Annotated in this window: 15 protein-coding genes; 7 read left to right on the forward strand and 8 right to left on the reverse strand. The window is 58.7% G+C overall.

Going from position 1 to position 18,432, the window contains the following annotated elements:
• Positions 1-26 precede the first annotated feature (26 nt).
• The 5 genes from rimJ to ACA070_RS03630 form a co-directional block, all read right to left on the reverse strand.
• Positions 27-614, reverse strand: a complete 588-nt coding sequence (gene rimJ, locus ACA070_RS03610) for a ribosomal protein S5-alanine N-acetyltransferase (protein WP_497450069.1) — start codon at positions 612-614, stop codon at positions 27-29.
• 56 nt (positions 615-670) lie between these two features.
• Complete coding sequence (locus ACA070_RS03615) at positions 671-1,693, reverse strand: sensor histidine kinase (protein ID WP_497450070.1); 1,023 nt, start codon at positions 1,691-1,693, stop codon at positions 671-673.
• A 9-nt stretch (positions 1,694-1,702) separates the two neighbouring features.
• Positions 1,703-3,160, reverse strand: coding sequence for an ATPase domain-containing protein (locus tag ACA070_RS03620; RefSeq protein ID WP_497450071.1), 1,458 nt, complete (start codon positions 3,158-3,160; stop codon positions 1,703-1,705).
• Positions 3,157-3,591 carry a hypothetical protein gene (locus ACA070_RS03625; RefSeq protein ID WP_497450072.1) on the reverse strand — a complete coding sequence of 145 codons (435 nt, stop codon included), beginning with the start codon at positions 3,589-3,591 and terminating at the stop codon, positions 3,157-3,159. Before ACA070_RS03625 ends, ACA070_RS03620 begins: the two co-directional genes overlap by 4 nt.
• 242 nt (positions 3,592-3,833) lie before the next feature.
• Entirely contained in the window at positions 3,834-5,240 is a 1,407-nt protein-coding gene (locus ACA070_RS03630; protein ID WP_497450073.1) for a DUF2252 domain-containing protein, read from the reverse strand.
• Positions 5,241-5,380: 140 nt separating this feature from the next.
• Here ACA070_RS03630 and ACA070_RS03635 point away from each other — a divergent pair, with 140 nt between their 5' ends.
• The 3 genes from ACA070_RS03635 (at position 5,381) to ACA070_RS03645 (ending at position 7,958) form a co-directional block, all read left to right on the forward strand.
• On the forward strand, positions 5,381-6,295 hold the full coding sequence (locus ACA070_RS03635; protein ID WP_497450074.1) for a YeeE/YedE thiosulfate transporter family protein: 915 nt from the start codon (positions 5,381-5,383) through the stop codon (positions 6,293-6,295).
• 204 nt (positions 6,296-6,499) lie between these two features.
• Positions 6,500-7,069 carry a type IV toxin-antitoxin system AbiEi family antitoxin gene (gene abiEi, locus ACA070_RS03640; RefSeq protein WP_497450075.1) on the forward strand — a complete coding sequence of 190 codons (570 nt, stop codon included), beginning with the start codon at positions 6,500-6,502 and terminating at the stop codon, positions 7,067-7,069.
• Positions 7,056-7,958, forward strand: a complete 903-nt coding sequence (locus tag ACA070_RS03645) for a nucleotidyl transferase AbiEii/AbiGii toxin family protein (protein ID WP_497450076.1) — start codon at positions 7,056-7,058, stop codon at positions 7,956-7,958. Before abiEi ends, ACA070_RS03645 begins: the two co-directional genes overlap by 14 nt.
• Positions 7,959-8,011: 53 nt before the next feature.
• Here ACA070_RS03645 and ACA070_RS03650 read toward each other — a convergent pair whose 3' ends face one another.
• Both ACA070_RS03650 and ACA070_RS03655 read right to left on the reverse strand, forming a co-directional pair.
• On the reverse strand, positions 8,012-8,266 hold the full coding sequence (locus ACA070_RS03650; protein ID WP_010463676.1) for a hypothetical protein: 255 nt from the start codon (positions 8,264-8,266) through the stop codon (positions 8,012-8,014).
• A gap of 35 nt (positions 8,267-8,301) precedes the next feature.
• Complete coding sequence (locus ACA070_RS03655) at positions 8,302-8,673, reverse strand: DUF6124 family protein (RefSeq protein WP_497450077.1); 372 nt, start codon at positions 8,671-8,673, stop codon at positions 8,302-8,304.
• A 571-nt stretch (positions 8,674-9,244) separates the two neighbouring features.
• On the opposite strand from ACA070_RS03655, the gene ACA070_RS03660 reads away from it, so the two are divergent.
• Positions 9,245-9,481, forward strand: a complete 237-nt coding sequence (locus ACA070_RS03660; protein ID WP_497450078.1) for a hypothetical protein — start codon at positions 9,245-9,247, stop codon at positions 9,479-9,481.
• A 74-nt stretch (positions 9,482-9,555) separates the two neighbouring features.
• Here ACA070_RS03660 and ACA070_RS03665 read toward each other — a convergent pair whose 3' ends face one another.
• Positions 9,556-10,479 (reverse strand): hypothetical protein, encoded by a 924-nt coding sequence (locus ACA070_RS03665; protein ID WP_497450079.1) that lies wholly within the window; start codon positions 10,477-10,479, stop codon positions 9,556-9,558.
• A 568-nt stretch (positions 10,480-11,047) separates the two neighbouring features.
• Between ACA070_RS03665 and ACA070_RS03670 the strand changes: the two genes are divergently transcribed.
• The 3 genes from ACA070_RS03670 to ACA070_RS03680 all read left to right on the forward strand — a co-directional run bounded on the left by ACA070_RS03670 (position 11,048) and on the right by ACA070_RS03680 (position 18,427).
• On the forward strand, positions 11,048-11,980 hold the full coding sequence (locus ACA070_RS03670) for an NAD-dependent epimerase/dehydratase family protein (RefSeq protein ID WP_497450080.1): 933 nt from the start codon (positions 11,048-11,050) through the stop codon (positions 11,978-11,980).
• A 62-nt stretch (positions 11,981-12,042) separates the two neighbouring features.
• Positions 12,043-14,856 (forward strand): bifunctional glycoside hydrolase/polysaccharide deacetylase family protein, encoded by a 2,814-nt coding sequence (locus ACA070_RS03675; protein ID WP_497450081.1) that lies wholly within the window; start codon positions 12,043-12,045, stop codon positions 14,854-14,856.
• On the forward strand, positions 14,834-18,427 hold the full coding sequence (locus ACA070_RS03680; protein WP_497450082.1) for a tetratricopeptide repeat protein: 3,594 nt from the start codon (positions 14,834-14,836) through the stop codon (positions 18,425-18,427). The genes ACA070_RS03675 and ACA070_RS03680 overlap by 23 nt, the downstream gene beginning before the upstream one ends.
• Positions 18,428-18,432: the final 5 nt, after the last annotated feature.

An 18,432-nucleotide genomic window follows, 5' to 3' on the forward strand; every position in this document is an offset into this window, starting at 1 on the left:
AACGAATTGTGAACAGCCTGCGGGTATTACGAGAGACGTCTGGACCAGCGTTGTTCCGGGGATTCAAAGCGATCATTGATCAAAGCCGTCAACACATGATCCTGCCAGCGCCCGGCGATACTCAGGTAGGCCTTGGCGTAGCCCTCACGTTCAAATCCCAGACGCTCCAGCAGCCGCGCACTGCGTTCATTGCCGGGGATGTAATTGGCCATGATCCGGTGCAGTTTCTGCTCATCGAACATGTAGCCGATGGCCGCTTCCAGTGCTTCCTGCATCAAGCCCAGGCCCTGATGGGATTCGTCGATGTGGTAACCGAGATAGCACGCCTGAAACGCCCCGCGAGTGATGCCGCTGAAGTTGCACGCGCCGATCATCTGGCCGTTGTCCGGGGCCAACAGCGCGAAATGCACCGCCAGGCCCGCTTGGAAAGCACTGGCTTGCACTTCAAGGCGCGGGCGGATGTTTTCAGGGCTGTGATAATCGGTAGGGCGAATCGGCGACCAACGGGCGAGATGCCTTTGGTTACGCCGGTAGAAGTCGCTTTCCAGTGCCGCCTGTTCAGGGTCGAGCACTGCCAGCGTCAAGCGTTTACAGGGCAGGGACAACAGCGGCATGGGCGCTCCGGTTCGTGGGGATCGTCGCGCAAGCATTACGTGGCCAACGGAAAAACTCAAACCGCCAGCGGCAATGTCACGATAAAGGTGCTGCCTTTGCCGTCGCCGTCGCTCCTGCCGATCACCGTGCCGCCATGGGCTTCCACCAATTCGCGAACCACCGTCAGGCCAATGCCAAGGCCTGCACCGTTAAAGCCGACGGCGTGAACGTCTTGCACAAACGGCTCGAAGATAAATGGCAGGGCTTGAGCGGAAATACCGATGCCGTCATCGCAAACGCTCATCTCCAGCACGTTGTTCCTGGCCGTGACCGACAGCGTGACATGGCCCTGCGCGGGGGTGTACTTGGCCGCATTGCCCAGCAGGTTGCCGAGAATCTGCGTGAGCCGCACCGGGTCGCCGTTCACCGACAGCGCGCACGTGGGCAGGTCGGCGGTGAAGTGCAGGTGCCGGGTGTTCATCACCGGGCTGCACACATCGATGGCCTCGTGGATGATCTGCACCATGTCGACGATCCGGCAATCGAGGCGCAGCTTGCCGGTGCTGGCGCGGGACACGTCGAGCAAGTCATCCACCAGCCGCGTCATGTGTTGCACCTGGCTCTCGATCAACGCCTGCATGCGCGGCAGCTCTTCGCTGGGCACTCGCACCAGTCGGCCGGCGATCATGCTGATGGGCGTCAGTGGGTTGCGCAGTTCATGGGCGACCAGCGTGAGGAGGTTGCGTTGCTGCGCCAGCATATGTTCTGCCGAGGCTTGCAGGTTTTGCGCGCTGAGGGCCGCGATCACCAATTGCGCGTTGGCCTCGCGCATTTCCAGAAACAGCCGCTGCTCTTCTTGCGAGCGCTGGGGTTTTTCTGCATCCGATTGCGCGAGCAGAATGGCCAGCACCAATTGCTGATTGGCTTCGACCCGTTGTTCGATTTGCTGGGCGTCCACCAGCCGGTTGTTGGTATCGCTCAATTCTTTTTTCAGCGCCGCCAGCACCGCGCGGGCTTCGACGGTTTTCTGGCCGATCAGGAACAACTCGCGAGCGGCCGAGGCCATCGTTTGCGCGTTCGTGCCATTGGCCTCAGTCATAGTCCCTGTTTACCCCTCGTCCGTGGTGATCTGCCGGGTTGGCCGGCCCCCCAGTAACCCTTCCTGATCCGGTAACATTTCGCCGATCTGCAAGCCGTTATTGTCGATGCGATACAGGCGCAATTCGTCGGAATGGGCGCTGGCCCGAACCTTGACCACCGCCATGATGCGCAACAAGCGGCTCTGCACTTCAATATAGCGCTGTACGATGATTGCGTCGGTGAGAAACGCCGTGCCGTAAGGGCTGAAACGCAGGTCGGTGTAGCGGTCTTCCAGTTCTGAGGTCAGCAATACACTGACACCGATGCTGGTCAGTGCCGTGACCATGCGCGACAGCGATTCACGAAAGTCTTCGCGGAAGGTCGGTGCCAGCGCCAGTTCGAAACCCGACAACGAATCGATCACCACACGGGTGGCTTTCAGTCGGCTGATCTCGCTGAGCAGTAAGTGCACGATTTCGTCGATGGACAGGTCCGGCGCACGGCTGTCGACCAGGCCGACTTGTCCGCTCTCAATCAGTCCCGCGAGGGTGGTGTTCTGGGTGTGATTAGGCCGCTGTTCAAACACCGCGATCACGCCGGTTTCGCCATTGCGCGCGCCTTCGGCCAGGAAGGTTGACGCCAGAATGCTTTTGCCCGAGCCCGACGGCCCGGCCACCAACAGGGAATAACCTCGAGGCAAGCCGCCGCCGAGCATATCATCGAGCTGCGGCACGCCCATTTTCAGGCGTTTACTCGGGAATTCCAGCGGTGCTTCAACCGGCTTGGCGGAGGCCGGTGCGAAGACCTTGATCCCCGACGTCGCAATACGGAAGGTATGCAGCCCCGGCAGCGTTGGCTGGCCGCGCATCTTCATGATTTCCATCTTGCGCACCATGGAGTTGCGCTGAACGCTCTGGCGCAGCCAGATCAGGCCATCGGCCACGGTGAAAATCGGGTTGGTGTCGGTTTCGGTGAAATATTCGCCAATCAGGAAGGTCGTCGCCTGCCAGGTGGTCATCAACATGCCCAATTGCTGAACGAACTGCGGCAGGTTGTTGTTGGGGTTGTCCTGAGTCTGGCTGGCCAGCACCACGGAGCGGAACGAATCGACAAACACCAGCCCAGGTGAGTGAGCCTCCACCTCGCTGACGATGCGCCGCAGCACCTCGTCCAGATTCCCCGCCAGGGTGTCGTCGGCCAGGTTGATGTAGCGAATCGAATGGTTGATCGCTTCGCTGTCGAAAAAATCGAATTGCTGCTGATAGCGCAGCATCTTCAGCGGCGGCTCTCCCAGCACGGTAAAAAACAGCGCCGGGCGTTCAGGTGTCGCCAGGGCGAACATCATCTGATGCGCGAGGGTGGTCTTGCCACATCCAGGCGGGCCGGCGATCAGGTTGAACGAAAACTCCGGTAATCCCCCGCCCAGCACCTCGTCCAGTCCCGGCACGCCGGTGGCCAGGCGGTTGATAGTCACTTTGGTGCTCATGGCGAATTTTCCTGCGAAGGGGTGTCGCTCAAAGAAGGTTCCCACATGCCACGAAGCAAGCGTTCGGTAAGCGAGGGCCCGATGAGCGTGGTCAGCAGCTCGTAAAAGGTAGTCAGCAACACTTCACCAAAAAACAGCGCATCGGTGTCGTTTTGCTCAACGATTACGGACTTGAGGGCAGTCAGGTCCATGCCGGGCGGCACTTTGTCATAGATGCCGGCTAAACGCGGATGAGTAGATGCGCACAGGTGGAGGCTGCGGCGATAAAGCGCGACAACTCCCTGCGGGCCGATGATGGGCGTGAGGGCTACATCCATATCCTGCAAGGTTGAAATGATCGCCTGGGCGATCCTTGCGATGTCAGCATTGGGGCCAACACGGTGCGCCAGAGAAGCTACGATCTGGCGGCTCTCTTCGCTTAGCGTGGACATGGCTAACTGATATCTGATGGACAGACATCCATGCTACACCCAATGAAGCGGCCGGGTGTGATTTGCATCAGGGCGCGGGGTTTTGGATGGCAACCTGCCGCTAATCAATCAAAAGGCAAAAAAAAGCCCGCGGGAGGGCGGGCAAACCGTAGTTTCTTGAATGAGCGAGCGCACTTTAACGGTTGGAGAGGGGCGGTGGGGTGAAGAAAAATTTATGTGGAGGGATTTCCCCGAGTTAGCGCTTACGGCAAATGATCTGCCGCAAAGTCCGCCTCCGAGCGTGCCCGCAACCGTCCCTCGTGGCAGGCCTGCTGGAAGCGTTCGAAGTCGCGTTCATTCTGTGCAGCATAGCTATTGGCATACTTGAACAGCGCGTCGGCCAGCGCATCACTCTTGCCGATGTAGCCGCTGATCTGCGCGGCCTGCCCGGACGATTTGGCATGTGCGCGGGCGAGGGCGCGACCACAGACGCGTCCATACGCCACGAAGGTGTCCGCATCGAAGGTCTCGAGTTCGGCCGAGATTTTCATATCGCGCAACTGCCGCACATAGAAGTGTCGACCGCTGGGGCCGGTGGTCCAACCGAGAAACAGGTCACTGGCCGCCTGCATCAACCGTTGACCATCGACCACCCGCTGGCCGTTGTGCCGCTCTTTTGATTTTGTCTTCACGTAATTGGCCAGCACTGAACGGCGTGCTTCCTTGAACTGCAGAAACAGTGGGAATTCCTGATCGTCAGTCAGCAGAGCCACCAGGCACCGAGTACCGACGCTGCCCACACCTACGACTTTGAACGCCATGTCCTGGATATGAAAACGTGAAAACAACGCTTGTCGGTCAGCTTGCAGCGTGCCTGGATACTTGCGCATGAAGGCGTCGTAGATCGGCCGCCAATCCGAGAGGCGCAGCCAGTCATCGTCGGCATCCAGCAGCGTGGTGTTTTTGTGCAGATGGAAAATTTCCGGCAGGTCATCACGAATGATCAGACGGCCATGGGCGTCACGCTCGCTGATTTTCGGCAGCAGTTCGGCGTGGGAGCGGCCCTCGGCTTTTTCGATGGCGTGTTCGATATGCTCGAGCGTTTTTTTGTTCGCCTGCTTGCGCAGGTCGTCGTAACGGATGGACTCGTACCAGGTTTCCAGAGCGCTTTGTTCGGCGCACTCCAGCATGGTTTCCCGGTAGGCACCGACCGCTTCGCGACAGACCGTTTCTTCGACTGTTTCGCTATGACGCAAGTCGCGGGCGGCCACCACGATACTCGTCACCAGCCGTTTAACGTCCCACTCCCAAGGGCCGGGATGGACCTCGTCGAAGTCGTGGACGCCGAACAACAGATTGCGTTCGGGCGTGGCGAAACCGCCGAAGTTCATCAGGTGGCAATCGCCGCAGATGGGCGATGTCAGCCCCATGGTTGGCGTAGCGGCGAGGTCGTGAGCCTGCAACAGCGCATTGCCGCGGTAGAAGGTGAAGGGGGAATCGAGCATCCGACCGTAGCGTAATTCGACCAGGGATTTGATGCGGTCTCTACTCGACGCTTTGATCAGCGGGAGCGGGTCGCGGGTTGTTTTCCCCGTTGAGGCTTGAGCATTGCGGGGGCAGTTCTTGCGAGCATCCTTGCCTTGCTTCAAACGGTCTTTGAGGATGGTCATGGGAGCTCTTTGAGTGGGTGTTTTGGGGCGTATGCGGTTTTAGTGTAGAAGGCCTTCGCGGGTTCACCCGAAGTTTGGGCTGCGGCTGATCTATCCTTCAGGAACCTGTTCGATGTCCGGGTCCGGAAACAAGGAGGCCTGTGCTCTCACTGCTGATTTCGCTGCTGCTGGCCTTCCTTATCGGTTGGGTATCCCAGCGCATGGGCATGTGCCTGGTCAATGCCACCGGGTTGTTGCTCAGGCGCCGACCGACGCTGTTTGTGTCGCTCATCTCCTGCGGCCTGTTCGGCCTGTTACTGGCACCGTTTTACAGGCTGTTTGGCGTCAGTCAGCCGTTGTTCATTCCTGAAGTCGGCTACGTGTCGCTGGTCGGTGGCGGGTTGCTGTTCGGCATCGCCTCGGTGCTCAACGACGGGTGCAGCGTCGGTACCCTCACCAAACTCGCCAGCGGCAACCTCAGCAAAGCCTTCACGATTTTTGGCTGGGTGCTGGGGATCGTCCTCTGGTATCACCTGAACATGCTGACCGAACAAAAATCCCTGCAAATGCCGACGATCTCCGGCCACCAATACTGGCTGACCATCGGCATCGTGCTGATGGCATTACTCTTCCTGATCCGTGTTCACGGCGACAAACACCTGGTGCTGTCCAGCATGCTCCTGGGCGCCTTGACCAGCGCCCTCTACACCTTCGAACCGCTGTGGACCCCGAGCGTGTTCTTTTACAACCTCTCGCAAATGTTCTGGGCCTCGGGCGACAACTCACTGACCAGCCAGCGCGTGGCGGTGTTCGTCATGCTGTTGGTGGGGATGCTCAGTTACACGCTGCATCGACGGACTTTCAGCTATCAGCGGTTTGAATGGAGGGCAGCGGTGAAGCATTTACTGGCGGGGGTGATGATGGGGATTGGTGCATCAATGATGCTGGGTGGAAATGATTCGCAGATTTTGCTGGTGTTTCCGACGATGACTTGGGTGGGCGCGCTGCCATTGGGGGCGATTGTAGTGGGGATATTGATGGGGATTGGGGTGAGGCGGGCGAGGGGGCATCCGTGAAATCGGAATTTGAGTTGGCTGTAATGTTGCGTATTCATCACATTTGGCTATCAATGTTGCGGTAACTGCACATGGATTACGTTCTGCTGATTTCCTGAGCCATTTGGATAATAGGTGAGTGGGTTACGGGAAAAAACAATAATGGCTTTTTCAATGACTCAACAGTAAGTTACATAAAGTGAAACCTTCTGTAGAGTCATGGAAATGCATCCACACTCAAAATCCACCCAGCCAATGGGGCGGCTTCTCCAAAAACTGACCCGTTTGGCCAGCGAAGAGCGCTACCTGTTCGCTCCCGACGATCTCAGATCGTTGGTGCCAGATATTTCCGACGGTGCCTACAAAACCTTATTGAGTCGCGCAGCCTCGGATGGTCATCTGACGCGAGTGTGTAGAGGGCTTTACCTGTTTGAAGCGGCCAAACCGTCCAGCGGATTGGTGCTGTTTCATGCCGCTGCCAGGCTACGTGCCAGGGAGTTCAACTACATCAGCCTTGAAACGGCATTGAGCGATAGCGGCGTCATCTCTCAGATCCCCATCAACTGGATCACGCTGATGTCTTCCGGTCGAAGCAGCACCATTTCATGCGGACGCTGGGGCACCATCGAATTCGTGCACACCCGCCAGAAACCTCAGGACCTGGTTGGCCAGGTCCACTATGACTTACGTTGCCGCCTATGGCGGGCAACACCGCAACAAGCGTTGCGGGACATGAAGGCCGCGAAACGAAACATGGATTTGATCGATTGGAGCGTCGCCAATGAGTTTGTTTGATGAACTGGTAGATGAGGCACTTAAAAACAAACAGGATCTGGCGCCATTGCGCGTCGTGGTGGAAAAGGAATTGCTGCACCACGACATCATGCTCGCACTGAGTTCTGCCGGCATGCTCGCCAAACTCACCTTCATCGGTGGAACCTGCTTGCGTGCCTGCTACGGCTCAAACCGCTTGAGCGAGGATCTGGATTTCACTGGTGGCGCTGACTTCAATCGGGAGAGTCTGACTGAGCTTGCTCACGTTCTTGTCTCAACGCTGAAAACCAAATATGGCCTTGAAGTTGAAGTCGGTGAGCCTGTTCGTGAGGAGGGAAATGTCGATACCTGGAAGCTGAAGGTTCAGACCCGACCCGGGCGCAAAGGCCTTCCTGCGCAACGCATCAACATCGATGTGTGTTCCATCCCGAGTTATCAGCCACACCCCATGTTGCTGCTCAATCCATATGGCGTCGACATGGGCACGAGTGGCCTGATTTTGCAGGCAGAAACACGCGAAGAAATCTATGCCGACAAAATTGTGGCTTTCGCTCTGCGTCCTGACCGAATCAAGAACCGGGATCTCTGGGACATGGTCTGGCTGCGTCAGCAAGGTGTAACGCCGCAGCTGGATTTGATTGGGAAGAAACTGAGCGATCATCACTGCGAACAGGATGAGTTCTTGAAACTGTTCAAGGAGCGTTCAGAACTGCTCGATGCTGATCCGAAAGTGGTGCTCGAGTTTCGCAAGGAGATGGGGCGGTTCCTGCCAGGAGAGTTGGTCGCGCAAACCGTTAATGAACCGGCGTTCTGGACGTTTTTGGTTGGGCATATACGTGAGTTGTATGTGACGACGGAGAAAGCATTGACCGGAGCTGAGAGCGTTCCGGGTTTTGGTTTCAAGATGTAAAGTCCAGCAGTCATAAAAAATGGGCGATCTCAGTGAGGTCACCCATTTTTTTTCTATGCCGAAACCTGCGCCTGCAATCGTCGGCCGACGACATCCATCAAATCGCAGCCATCGCGCAGTGATGTCACCAACACTCGCGCCAATTCACTATGAACACCCTCGTTCACAGCAAAGCTTTCCAGCAATTGAGTCGCGGTGCGAATGCGGTAAGCCGCGGTTTCATGCAGTACGTCTAGCGGTGCTTCAGTGTCGATCAGCAGCGACGCGATGGTGCAGTCGATGCCGGTAACAGGCATGTATCGATCCATGACAAAACCTCCATTCGATAAAAGAGCGCGACCACTCAGTGGTGGCTGGCGGGCGGAACTTCGGACACGCCATCGGGCGGATCGAGATTGTCCAGCGCTCGGTTTACCAACAGTTCGCCCAGCACCGCCAGCTGCTGAATCGCCAATGCCACGTTGCGGCGCGAGCCTTCGAGATCGCAGGCGAGGTCGGTGGTCATGACGTTGAGTGAAGCGAGGGATTCACAGGCGTGAGCGAGCAGGGTTGGCGTGTCGACGTCGGGGAGGATGGTGAAGACGTGGCTGATGGGGTCGGAGTGGTTTGGGTTGCGGAGGCGGGCGCTGATGATGCGTTCGGTTGTTTTGGCGAGATCCGATAAATCAGGAGACTCTGTTGCCAAGTCTGGCGGATTTGGGCTGTGTTTTTTCATGGTGCATCTCCGGTTTGTAAAGGAGCTGCCATGCCCCTGCTGTCAAACAGGGAAGGGTGGCAGCCATACGCGGGTTGACAGACCGGCAAACCAGAAACCGGTGCATCCGAAGATGCCCCACGCACAGCCGCCATGAAAAAACTGCACACGCGCAAGGATGCCGTTTTATCAGGAAGAGTGAAAGTTTCTGGTTGTCAGCCTGTCAAAGCCGATCGCTGATTTGCAGCGACACCTGAAGGCTATCGTCGATGAACAGCGCCTGCCAGTTCATGAAAGGAGATACGAGTTGCGGGAAATTTCCTAGGACGGGGACTACGTCTCTCCCAGAAAATCATTGATAAGGTTTTACTAAGAGCAACGCTGTGAAAATCGATAACTCAGAACCGAACTACGATCACGGAGACGTAATTCCTACGCGATCTGGCGGTTGACGGTGAGGAAAGGGACGAGTCAAAGTTTGCCCATCAGCTCAGTACAGCGTGCAGTCAATTGTTAGCTCTGCCCTGCGGTACTGAGTTTTTTTCTTTTTACGGGACGCTGAGGTCCGCAACGGTAAGCAAGGAGAATAGCTGTGAAAAATGACGACCAGCTTTCTTTTCCTTTTGAGACTCGTGATGAGCTCAATTCTGGTCGCGGTGACTTAAAACATGCAATCCATGTCGCTGCTGCTTTTGACGCTAGCCTGTCTGCAACCTCAGGTAAAATACTTGCCTTTCCGCAGAGTAATCGGCCACCGCAAGGTGGGCATGCTGTTAGTGATCAAGCTTTGATTGAGAGGATTTTGAGTCGAGCTCGATTTTTTAGCTAATGGAGGCCGCAATCTCTCGGAAAACTCCCCCTCCACCACTGAGCTAATGGGACGTTTGCCCACAACGACGTTCCTCAATACTCCGCAACCCCATCCCCCCGCAAAACCCACCCAGCCTCCCCAGCCACCAACCGATACCGAAACTCTCGCATCTTCCCCGTCCGTCCCGCCCCATCATCCGCACTCTCATAAACCGGAAACCGCCGCACCAACGAACCCTCCACCACCGCAAACTCATCCTCGCCCTGATAACCCTCCGCCACTTTCGCATTATCACTAACAACCGGAAGGTAAATCTCGCTCAGGGATTTCTTGCGATTGGCTGCATAAGCAACCAACTCCCCGGGCAACCCGCGCCCAGGCGACCTGGCGAAAACGTAAATCTCCGGCGAACCGTCCTGATCAAGGTCCGCGACTTCCGCCCGGACGATGTTGCCGGTCAGCGACCGAGTGACCTCTGCGTTATCGATCTCCAGCCCTTGAGGCGAGATGCGCACTGCTGGGTTCCCGTCGACCCATTCCCCCGTCACATGAAAACGAATGCCCTGCAATTCAAGCGTCTGGTCAAACGGCTGGGTGCTGTCAGAGGTATCAGAGGGGCTGAGGTTCAACGAAAGGTTGTAGTTCGCCACCTCGTTGCGCCGTGCGGCGTTGCGCATGAGGTACACCTGAACCGTGTATTCGCCGTCGGTGGGCAACGGGCCCATGAAATGGTTGCCCATGATCGAGCCATTAAACAGCGCGTAGTCCGCGCCTTTGGCGGTGATGTTGAAGTAGGCAGACGTGTTGGAGGGCTTGAGATCGACGGTCAGTATCTGGCCTGCCTTTGCACTCACACGGTATTGCGCGGTGAGTCGGCCCTGGATGGACTGTTTGATCACGACGGCATCAGTGCCCTTGTCGAATGGGACTTGCTCTTCACGGGGCGCGACTTCAGTCGCGGGGTGTGCAGGCTGGGAAACCATGGCCGCGAGGGCGGCGGTGATCCAGATGTTCATATCTATCTTCCTTAGCACAGCGCTCCCGGTTGATTACAGCTCATCCGGTCTCTTCGTGTGTTTGAAATTTTGCTCCCAAAGTCTCACCCCCAACGCCCCCATCCGAGTGCTTGGTAAAGATGCGATCCGCCTCGATCAGGCTGCATCGTCCGGCGCAGGGTTCCATCAAAGCTGTTTCTAAAAAAGGGTTCTGGATTCGTCATGACGTACAACAATGACAACGCTGTGCTGGTTGCCGATGATTTACCGAATGCCGCGATGAGCCATCGCGGAGGGGGAAAAGCAGGGGTGAACGTCGATAATAAGGGGGGCTTGAGACATGGCGAAAGTTCCGGTCTAGACGTAGTTTGACGGCCTGAAATGGCAATTGCATGACAGCCTGTAGCTAATAAATGTCGTCAAATAAGTGGCGTTTTTCGGGGTAAAATACCGCTCGGCGATAAGTTAGACAAAGTATTGACAGTGGCCATTTGATCTCCCATTATCGGCCGCGTTTTGGTGGCCTTGCGCCATAAAATCGGCGGACTTCAACCACTCGTATCCGCTCTACTGTTCAGGGAGAGATTTCATGTTTGTTGAGCGAGTATTGGTGACTGGCGGTGCAGGTTTCATCGGGTCGCACCTTGTAGAAGCTTTGCTGGGTAAAGGCTACAAAGTCCGCGTGCTGGATAATTTGTCGACCGGCAAAGTCAGCAATCTGCCGATGGATAATGCCAACCTGAGCCTGGTCATCGGCGATGTCGCCGACGGCGCCGTGGTGGCACAGGCCATGCGCGAGTGCGGTGCTGTCGTTCACCTGGCCGCGGTGGCCTCGGTGCAAGCGTCGGTGGATGATCCGGTCAGCACCCACCAAAGCAACTTCGTCGGCACACTCAATGTGTGCGAAAGCATGGTGAAGGCCGGGATCAAGCGCGTGGTATTCGCTTCCAGCGCGGCCATCTACGGCAACAACGGTGAAGGCACGGCGATTCACGAAGACACACCAAAATCCCCGCTCACGCCGTATGCCAGCGACAAACTGGCGAGTGAGCAATACCTGGATTTCTATCGCCGCGAACATGGCCTGGAACCGATGATCTTTCGGTTCTTCAACATCTTCGGCCCACGCCAGGATCCTTCATCGCCGTACTCCGGCGTGATCAGCATCTTTACCAAGCTGGCCATGGCGGAGCAGTCGGTGGCGATTTTCGGCGACGGTTCGCAGACCCGCGACTTCGTCTATGTCCAGGACCTGGTGAGCATCCTCGTTCAGTCCCTGGAAGTCAGCGAACCGAGCCCCGGCGCGGTGAACGTTGGCCTGAGTCGTTCCACCAGCCTTAACGACCTGATCACTGAATTGGGCACCGTCACCGGCAGCCCGCTGAAGGTGATTCATCACGCGCCACGTCAGGGCGACATTCGCCATTCGCGCGCCAATAACAGACGCCTGCTCGAGCGTTTCACGCTCCCGGAACCGACCGCCATCGGCCAAGGCCTGGCGCAGCTTATCCGCAGCCTCTAACCCGGCCGGTTCTACTGTCCGACGTCCAAGCAGTATCGGTTCAGTCAATTCAAGAGTGAGTTATGGAAATCGTTTTTCGCAGGACGCGTGTCCGCGCGGCCGCTAAACGGCTGCTCGCCGCTTTAGCGTTGTTCGTGAGCGGGCCCGCCGTTCAGGCCGCAGCATTGCCGCAACCCGCCAGCGTGGTTTTCTGGTACGCCGATCAACCGCCCATTTCCGAGTTGGCTCAGTTCGACTGGTCTGTGGTCGAGCCTGGGCACATGACCGTGGGCGACGTCAAAACCCTGCGCAAATTGGGCAGCCAGCCGTTCGCCTATCTGTCGGTGGGCGAGTTCCATGGTGGCAAGGCCGAACTCGACAAGGCATCCCTCACGGGGGCGGTCAGCCCGGTGCGCAATGGCGCGTGGGACAGTCAGGTCATGGACCTCGCAGCGCCCGCCTGGCGTGAACATTTGTTCGGCCGAGCCAAGGCGTTGCAGGCCGAAGGCTACGCCGGTTTGTTTCTCGACACCCTCGACAGCTTCCAGTTGCTGCCAGAGTCGTCGCGAGAAACACAGCGTGTGGCCCTCGCCGGTTTCCTGCGGGAATTACACCAGCGCCAGCCGAACCTGAAGCTGTTTTTCAACCGTGGCTTCGAAGTGTTGCCCGACCTCGATGGCGTGGCCGCCGCCGTGGCGATCGAATCCATTCACGCCGGCTGGGACGCTTCCGCCAAGCGCTATCGCCCAGTGCCTGAAGCCGACCGCGAATGGCTGGAAACCCAGATCCAACCGTTGCGCGCCAAAGGCATTCCGCTGGTAGCCATCGACTACCTGCCACCGGAGCGTCGCGACGAGGCGCGCAAACTGGCCAAACGTCTGCGCGATGAGGGCTTCATTCCCTACATCGGTACGCCTGAACTGGACTCGATGGGCATCAGCAGCATCGAAATCCAGCCGCGCCGAATCGCGCTGCTTTACGATCCGCGCGAAGGTGACCTGGTGCGCAACGCCGGGCACACCTTGCTCGGCGGTTTGCTCGAATACCTCGGCTATCGGGTGGATTACCTGCCCGTTGACAGCACCTTGCCGGAACACCGATTCAGCGGTTTGTACGCCGGGATCATTACCTGGATGACCAGTGGCCCACCGCAGGATGCATCGGCTTTCAATAGCTGGATCGGCAAGCGTCTGGACGAACACGTCCCGGTGGTGTTCTTTTCCGGCTTGCCGATTCAAGACCCGCTGTTGCTCAAGCGACTGGGCCTGAATCGCTCGGCGCCGATCGGCACTCAAGCGTTGACCATCAGCTATCAAGACAAGGCACTGATCGGCGCCTTCGAAGCCCCGGTGCAGCCCCGATCCCGTGACCTGACCGCGATTTCCCTGCTGCCCAAAGGTCCGAAAGCCGCGTTGCTGCTGACCACTGCGGACGGCCAGACATTCGCCCCGGTGGCGACGGCCGAGTGGGGCGGTGTAGCCCTTGCGCCTTACGTTCTCGAAACGAACAACGAACGCAGCCGCTGGATTCTCGATCCCTTCGCCTTCCTCCAGGCCAGCCTGCGCCTGCCGGTGCAGCCGCGTCCGGACACCACCACCGAAAACGGCCGCCGCATCGCCACCGTGCACATCGACGGAGATGGTTTTCCGTCGCGCGCCGAAGTGCGCGGCACGCCGTATGCCGGCAAGCAGGTGCTCGATGATTTCATTCGGCCCAACCCGTTTCTGACCTCGGTGTCGATCGTCGAAGGCGAGATTTCACCGCGCGGCATGTTCCCGTTTCTGGCGCGCGAACTGGAGCCCATCGCCCGCGAGTTGTTTGCCAACCCGAAAGTCGAAGTCGCCAGCCACACCTTCAGCCATCCGTTTTTCATGCAGCCGGAAGTGGCGCAGAAACGTGAGAATTTCAACCCGGAATACGGCTTGAAAATGGCCATCCCGGGCTACGACAAAATTGATTTTCGCCGTGAGATTTTTGGCTCGCGCGACTACATCAACCAGCAGCTCACTACCCCGGAAAAACCGGTGAAGTTGATCTTCTGGCCGGGCGATGCCTTGCCCTCGGCCGCCACGCTGAAGCTGGCCTACGACGCGGGTCTGAAAAACGTCAACGGCGCCGAGACCATGCTGACCAAGGCCAACCCGTCGCTGACCGGCCTCAACCCGTTACTGCGCCCCACCGAAGGCGGCTTGCAGTACTACGCGCCGATCATCAACGAGAACCTCTACACCAATCTGTGGAAGGGGCCGTATTACGGTTTCCGCGATGTGATCGACACCTTCGAACTCACCGACAGCCCACGGCGCCTGCGCGGTCTGCACCTGTATTACCACTTCTATTCGAGCACCAAGCAGGCCTCGATCAAGGCGATGAACGAGATCTACGGCTACATGAAGGACCAGCAACCGATGTCGCTGTGGATGAGCGATTACCTCGATCGCGTGCACGGTTTGTATCAGGCCAGTCTGGCGCGCACCGCCGAGGGCGACTGGCAGGTTCGCGGTATGGACGCGCTGCGCACCCTTCGACTCGACCCGCAAATGGGCTGGCCGGATCTGCTGCGTTCGCAAGGCGTCGCCGGTGTTCGCGACTTGCCACAAGGCCGTTATGTGGCGTTGAGCGGCGACAAGGCGTTGCTGGTGTTGCGTTCCGACCGGGATCAACGGCCGGCGCTGGAGGAGGCCAATCTGCCGCTGGTGGACTGGAAATATGTGGACGAAAAGCACGTGAGCTTTTCGTTTGCCGGGCAGGTCGACCTGACCTTCTCCGTACGCTCGGCGAGCAGCTGCCGGGTGGAAGTGGATGGGCAACAATTCGCAGGCAAGGCATCCGCCGGCCTGTGGACTTTTCAATTACCAATGAAGCAGGTGAGTCATGGTCAGCTCTACTGCATCTAACGCCTCAGCAACTAAAAGCAGCCGCCTGCTCAATCCCTGGGCATTGGCGGTGGTGGCCGTGGCCGTGGGCGGCCTGCTGTGGGTGACGTTCCAGCGCGAAGAAGTGTTCCAGCCCGATGGCCGCGAGCCGGATGCGGTGTCAGCCAACTACGCCGAATTGCTGCTGGCGGCGCACCCGGATGACGATCACCTGCGCTTGCAACTGGTCGATCTGTTGATCCGTCTCGGCGACTACCCGAAGGCGCGCCAGCACCTTGAGAACTGGCCGAAACCGGTCGTCGAGTTGCAGGCGTATTACCGCTTGGAACTGGATGCGCTGGAAGCGGCGAAGGCCGATGATCCGGTCGCGCAGAAAGCCTTGATCGAACGCCTGCAAAGCTTTGATCACCGCATGCTGCCGCTGCCGCAATTGCAGAACCTTGCCAAGTTAGCATTGACGTTACAGGCGCCGGCCTTCGCTGCCAGCGTCTACGAAGAAATCGCCGACCGTGATCCGGCTCAGCGCATTGCTGCGCTCAAGTCCGCCGCGCAGTGGTACCTGGCGGGTGAGCAGCCTGGCCGCGCCGCTGACATTTATCTGCTGCTCAAACAAGACAGCCAACAAGCCTCCGAGCGTCGTGAATACGCGCAACTGGCGTTCAACAGTCTGCTGGCCGCCGGTCGCGGTGAACAGGCCGCGCGTGTGCTGGCCGATGAACTGGATCAGCTAAAGGATCCGCAAACTGATTCGTCGTGGCTGGAACAGGGCGTTGACGTTGCCGTCGGCAGCAAGCGCTTTGATCTGGCCCAGCGCTTTCTGGATCAGTGGCGCGTGTTGCAGCCTGACAATCCGCAAATCCTGCGCAAGGAATTCAGCATGCGCCTGGCCCTCGGCGACCTGGCCGGTGCGTGGGACAGTGGTCAGCAGCTCGTGGCTGAACACCCGGATGACCTGGCGTTGCTCGAGCAGATGGGGCATCTGGGTGAATGGCGTGGCGACAGTCAGGCCGCCCTCGGCTATTGGATTCGTCTGCTGAAACTGCACGAAGATCCGCAAACCCGTGAACACGCCTGGCGTCTGGCGAGTCAGCAGTACGACTTTGACCGGTCGATTCCCCTGCTCGCCGAGATCATGGAGCAGCGTGCGCTGACTGACGTCGAGCTCGATGCGTTGATCTACGGTCACGAATCCCGCGGCACGCCGACCCAAGCCGAAACCTGGTTGCACGCCTACTTGCGCAAGTACCCGGCGCATCGCCTGGCCTGGACGCGCCTGCTGCAAAACCTCGAAAACACTGGGCAGTTCGCGCAGAAAACCGAGGTCTACAAGCGTTACTCAAAACGTTTCGCACTGACCACGACCGAGCGCATCGACTGGGCCAATACCGACCTGAAGCTGTTTGATAATCAGGCGGCGTGGGACGTGTTGCAGGTTGATAACCGCAAGATCACCGATGAGGGTTACTGGCGCCTGCGTGCTGCCTTGGCGTGGGATCTGGAACTCGACGACGAATTGCAGGTTTCCCTGGAGCGACTCCTCGCGCTCAAGGGTTCGCTCAACAATGGCGACGAGAGTCAGCTGATCACGATGTATCGCAGCAGCGATCCGAAGCGCGCATTGACCATGATGGTCGGCAGCTGGAAACGCACCCGTGATCCGCAGCGTCTGGTTGAATCCTTGCAGCAAGCCCAGGAATTGCAGGACTGGCCGCAAGTGGTCGCACTGCTCAAAGACGCCGAGCAATACCCGGACGCCAACGAGCAAGCCCAAGTGCTGGCGATACGCGGTGCCTTGGCGGTGCAGCAGGGCAATATCGACGAAGCGCAGCGCTTGTACCTCTTGGGCTTGTCGCGTTTCCCGGATGACAACCTGTTCCGCGAGCGCTTGATGTGGCTGTACGTCGATCAAGGCAACACCGCCGCGCTCAAGCCTTTGCTGACCGAGTGGAAACCCCAGGCGCGGCAGGACCGAATCCTCTGGCTGCCGTTCGCCAGCGCCAGTCAGATGCTCGGTCGCGATGCCGAAGCGTTGGCCTGGTACCGCATGTATCTCAAGACCAGCCCACAGGATTGGCTGGTGCGCGCGGCCTACGCCGATGCCCTCGAAAGCGCCGGTTATCAGGACGCGGCGCAACGCTTGCGCTTGAAGCTGCTGCGCAGCCCCGAAGGCGAGAACATTCAGCCATCGTCCCAGCGTTATGCGATCTGGTTGCGCTTGATGGCCAGCAGTTATTCGCCGGCCAAGGCCCAGCAGGAAGTGGCGAAGTGGAAGGACGGCTCGCCGGCAATGCTGCAATTGTGGTTCGAACGGTTGCTGGCGCGTCTCGACGCAACGAACCAGGAATCGCAGAAAGACCAATGGCTTGATTGGGCGCGGAGCCAGGGATTGAAGGTCCAGCGTTACGAAGACATTCAGCAAGCCTTGCTCAGCCGTAACAAGGCGCAAGTCGAAACGCTGTTGGCCAGTAGCGACCTGAACCCGGCGCAACGCGCTCAGGCCCTGAGTCGTCTCGGCCGGTTCGACGAAGCCCTCGACCTCAGCCAATCGGCACTGGGTGACGATCAGCCGGCCGCCGTGCGCGAACAACTGCGCCGTCAGGCGGTGGAGCTCCAGGAACTGACGCCTCAGGGCGCGCAGCTGTCCTGGCATCAGCAGGATTTCGGTGGCCTGGAATTCAACGCCCCGCGTCTGCAAATCGCGCACAACCTTGGTGCTCAGTGGTACGCCAATCTTGAGCTGGAAAACGGCACTTACAACAGCGATCAACTGATCGAATCGCGCATGGGTGATGAGCGCAACGCCGCGCTGACCCTGCAACGTTCGGTGGAGGACGGCGGCTACAAATTGTTCGCCGACACCAGTCAGCGCGATGACGATGACCGCACCGGCCTGGGCGTGTCCCGGACCTGGCAGTTGAGCGCCAGTGACCAGATCGAGACCGGTCTGGACTGGCACCGCAAAAGCGAAGACAGCGGCCTGATGCGCGCTTTCGGCCAGCACGACAGCGTGTGGGTCGGCGGTCGTCACGGGCTCTCGGCGCGGGATCAGATCAGCTGGGAAGTCGCACAGAAATCGTTCTCCACCCGAGCGGGCGATTCCCTGGGCAACGGCCAGGCGCTGAAGATGGAATACAACCACACGCTGGAATTCGCCGGGCCGAACTGGACCGTGCGCAGCGGTGTCGATTATCAGCACAACAACGTCAAGGACCGCACCCTGGACTACCTGTCCAGCGCCAACGGCGGCCCGGTGAAAAGCGTTGATGACTCGGACGATCCCGCAATCGTGACGGCCGACGATCTGCTGCAAAGCCGTTATGGCCAACTGTATGTCGGCAGCTCTTGGCGCCGAGGTTTGCCGGGCGCGCTGGTGCGCACTCGCCCGCAATACACCTGGCTGGTGGACGTGACGGCGGGCTGGCAATGGCTGGATCAAACCTTCAACTACGGCATCAACACCGGGATCGGCGTCGAAGTGCTGGGCGGTGACGAATTGGCCCTCACCGTCGGCTACCAATCCGCGCCACAAGGCGGGGACGGTCAGGCGGGCGGAACACTGGGTGTGAGCTACGGCGTGCGATTCGGACGCTGATCATG

It is taken from the genome of Pseudomonas sp. LBUM1678 (assembly GCF_059695575.1).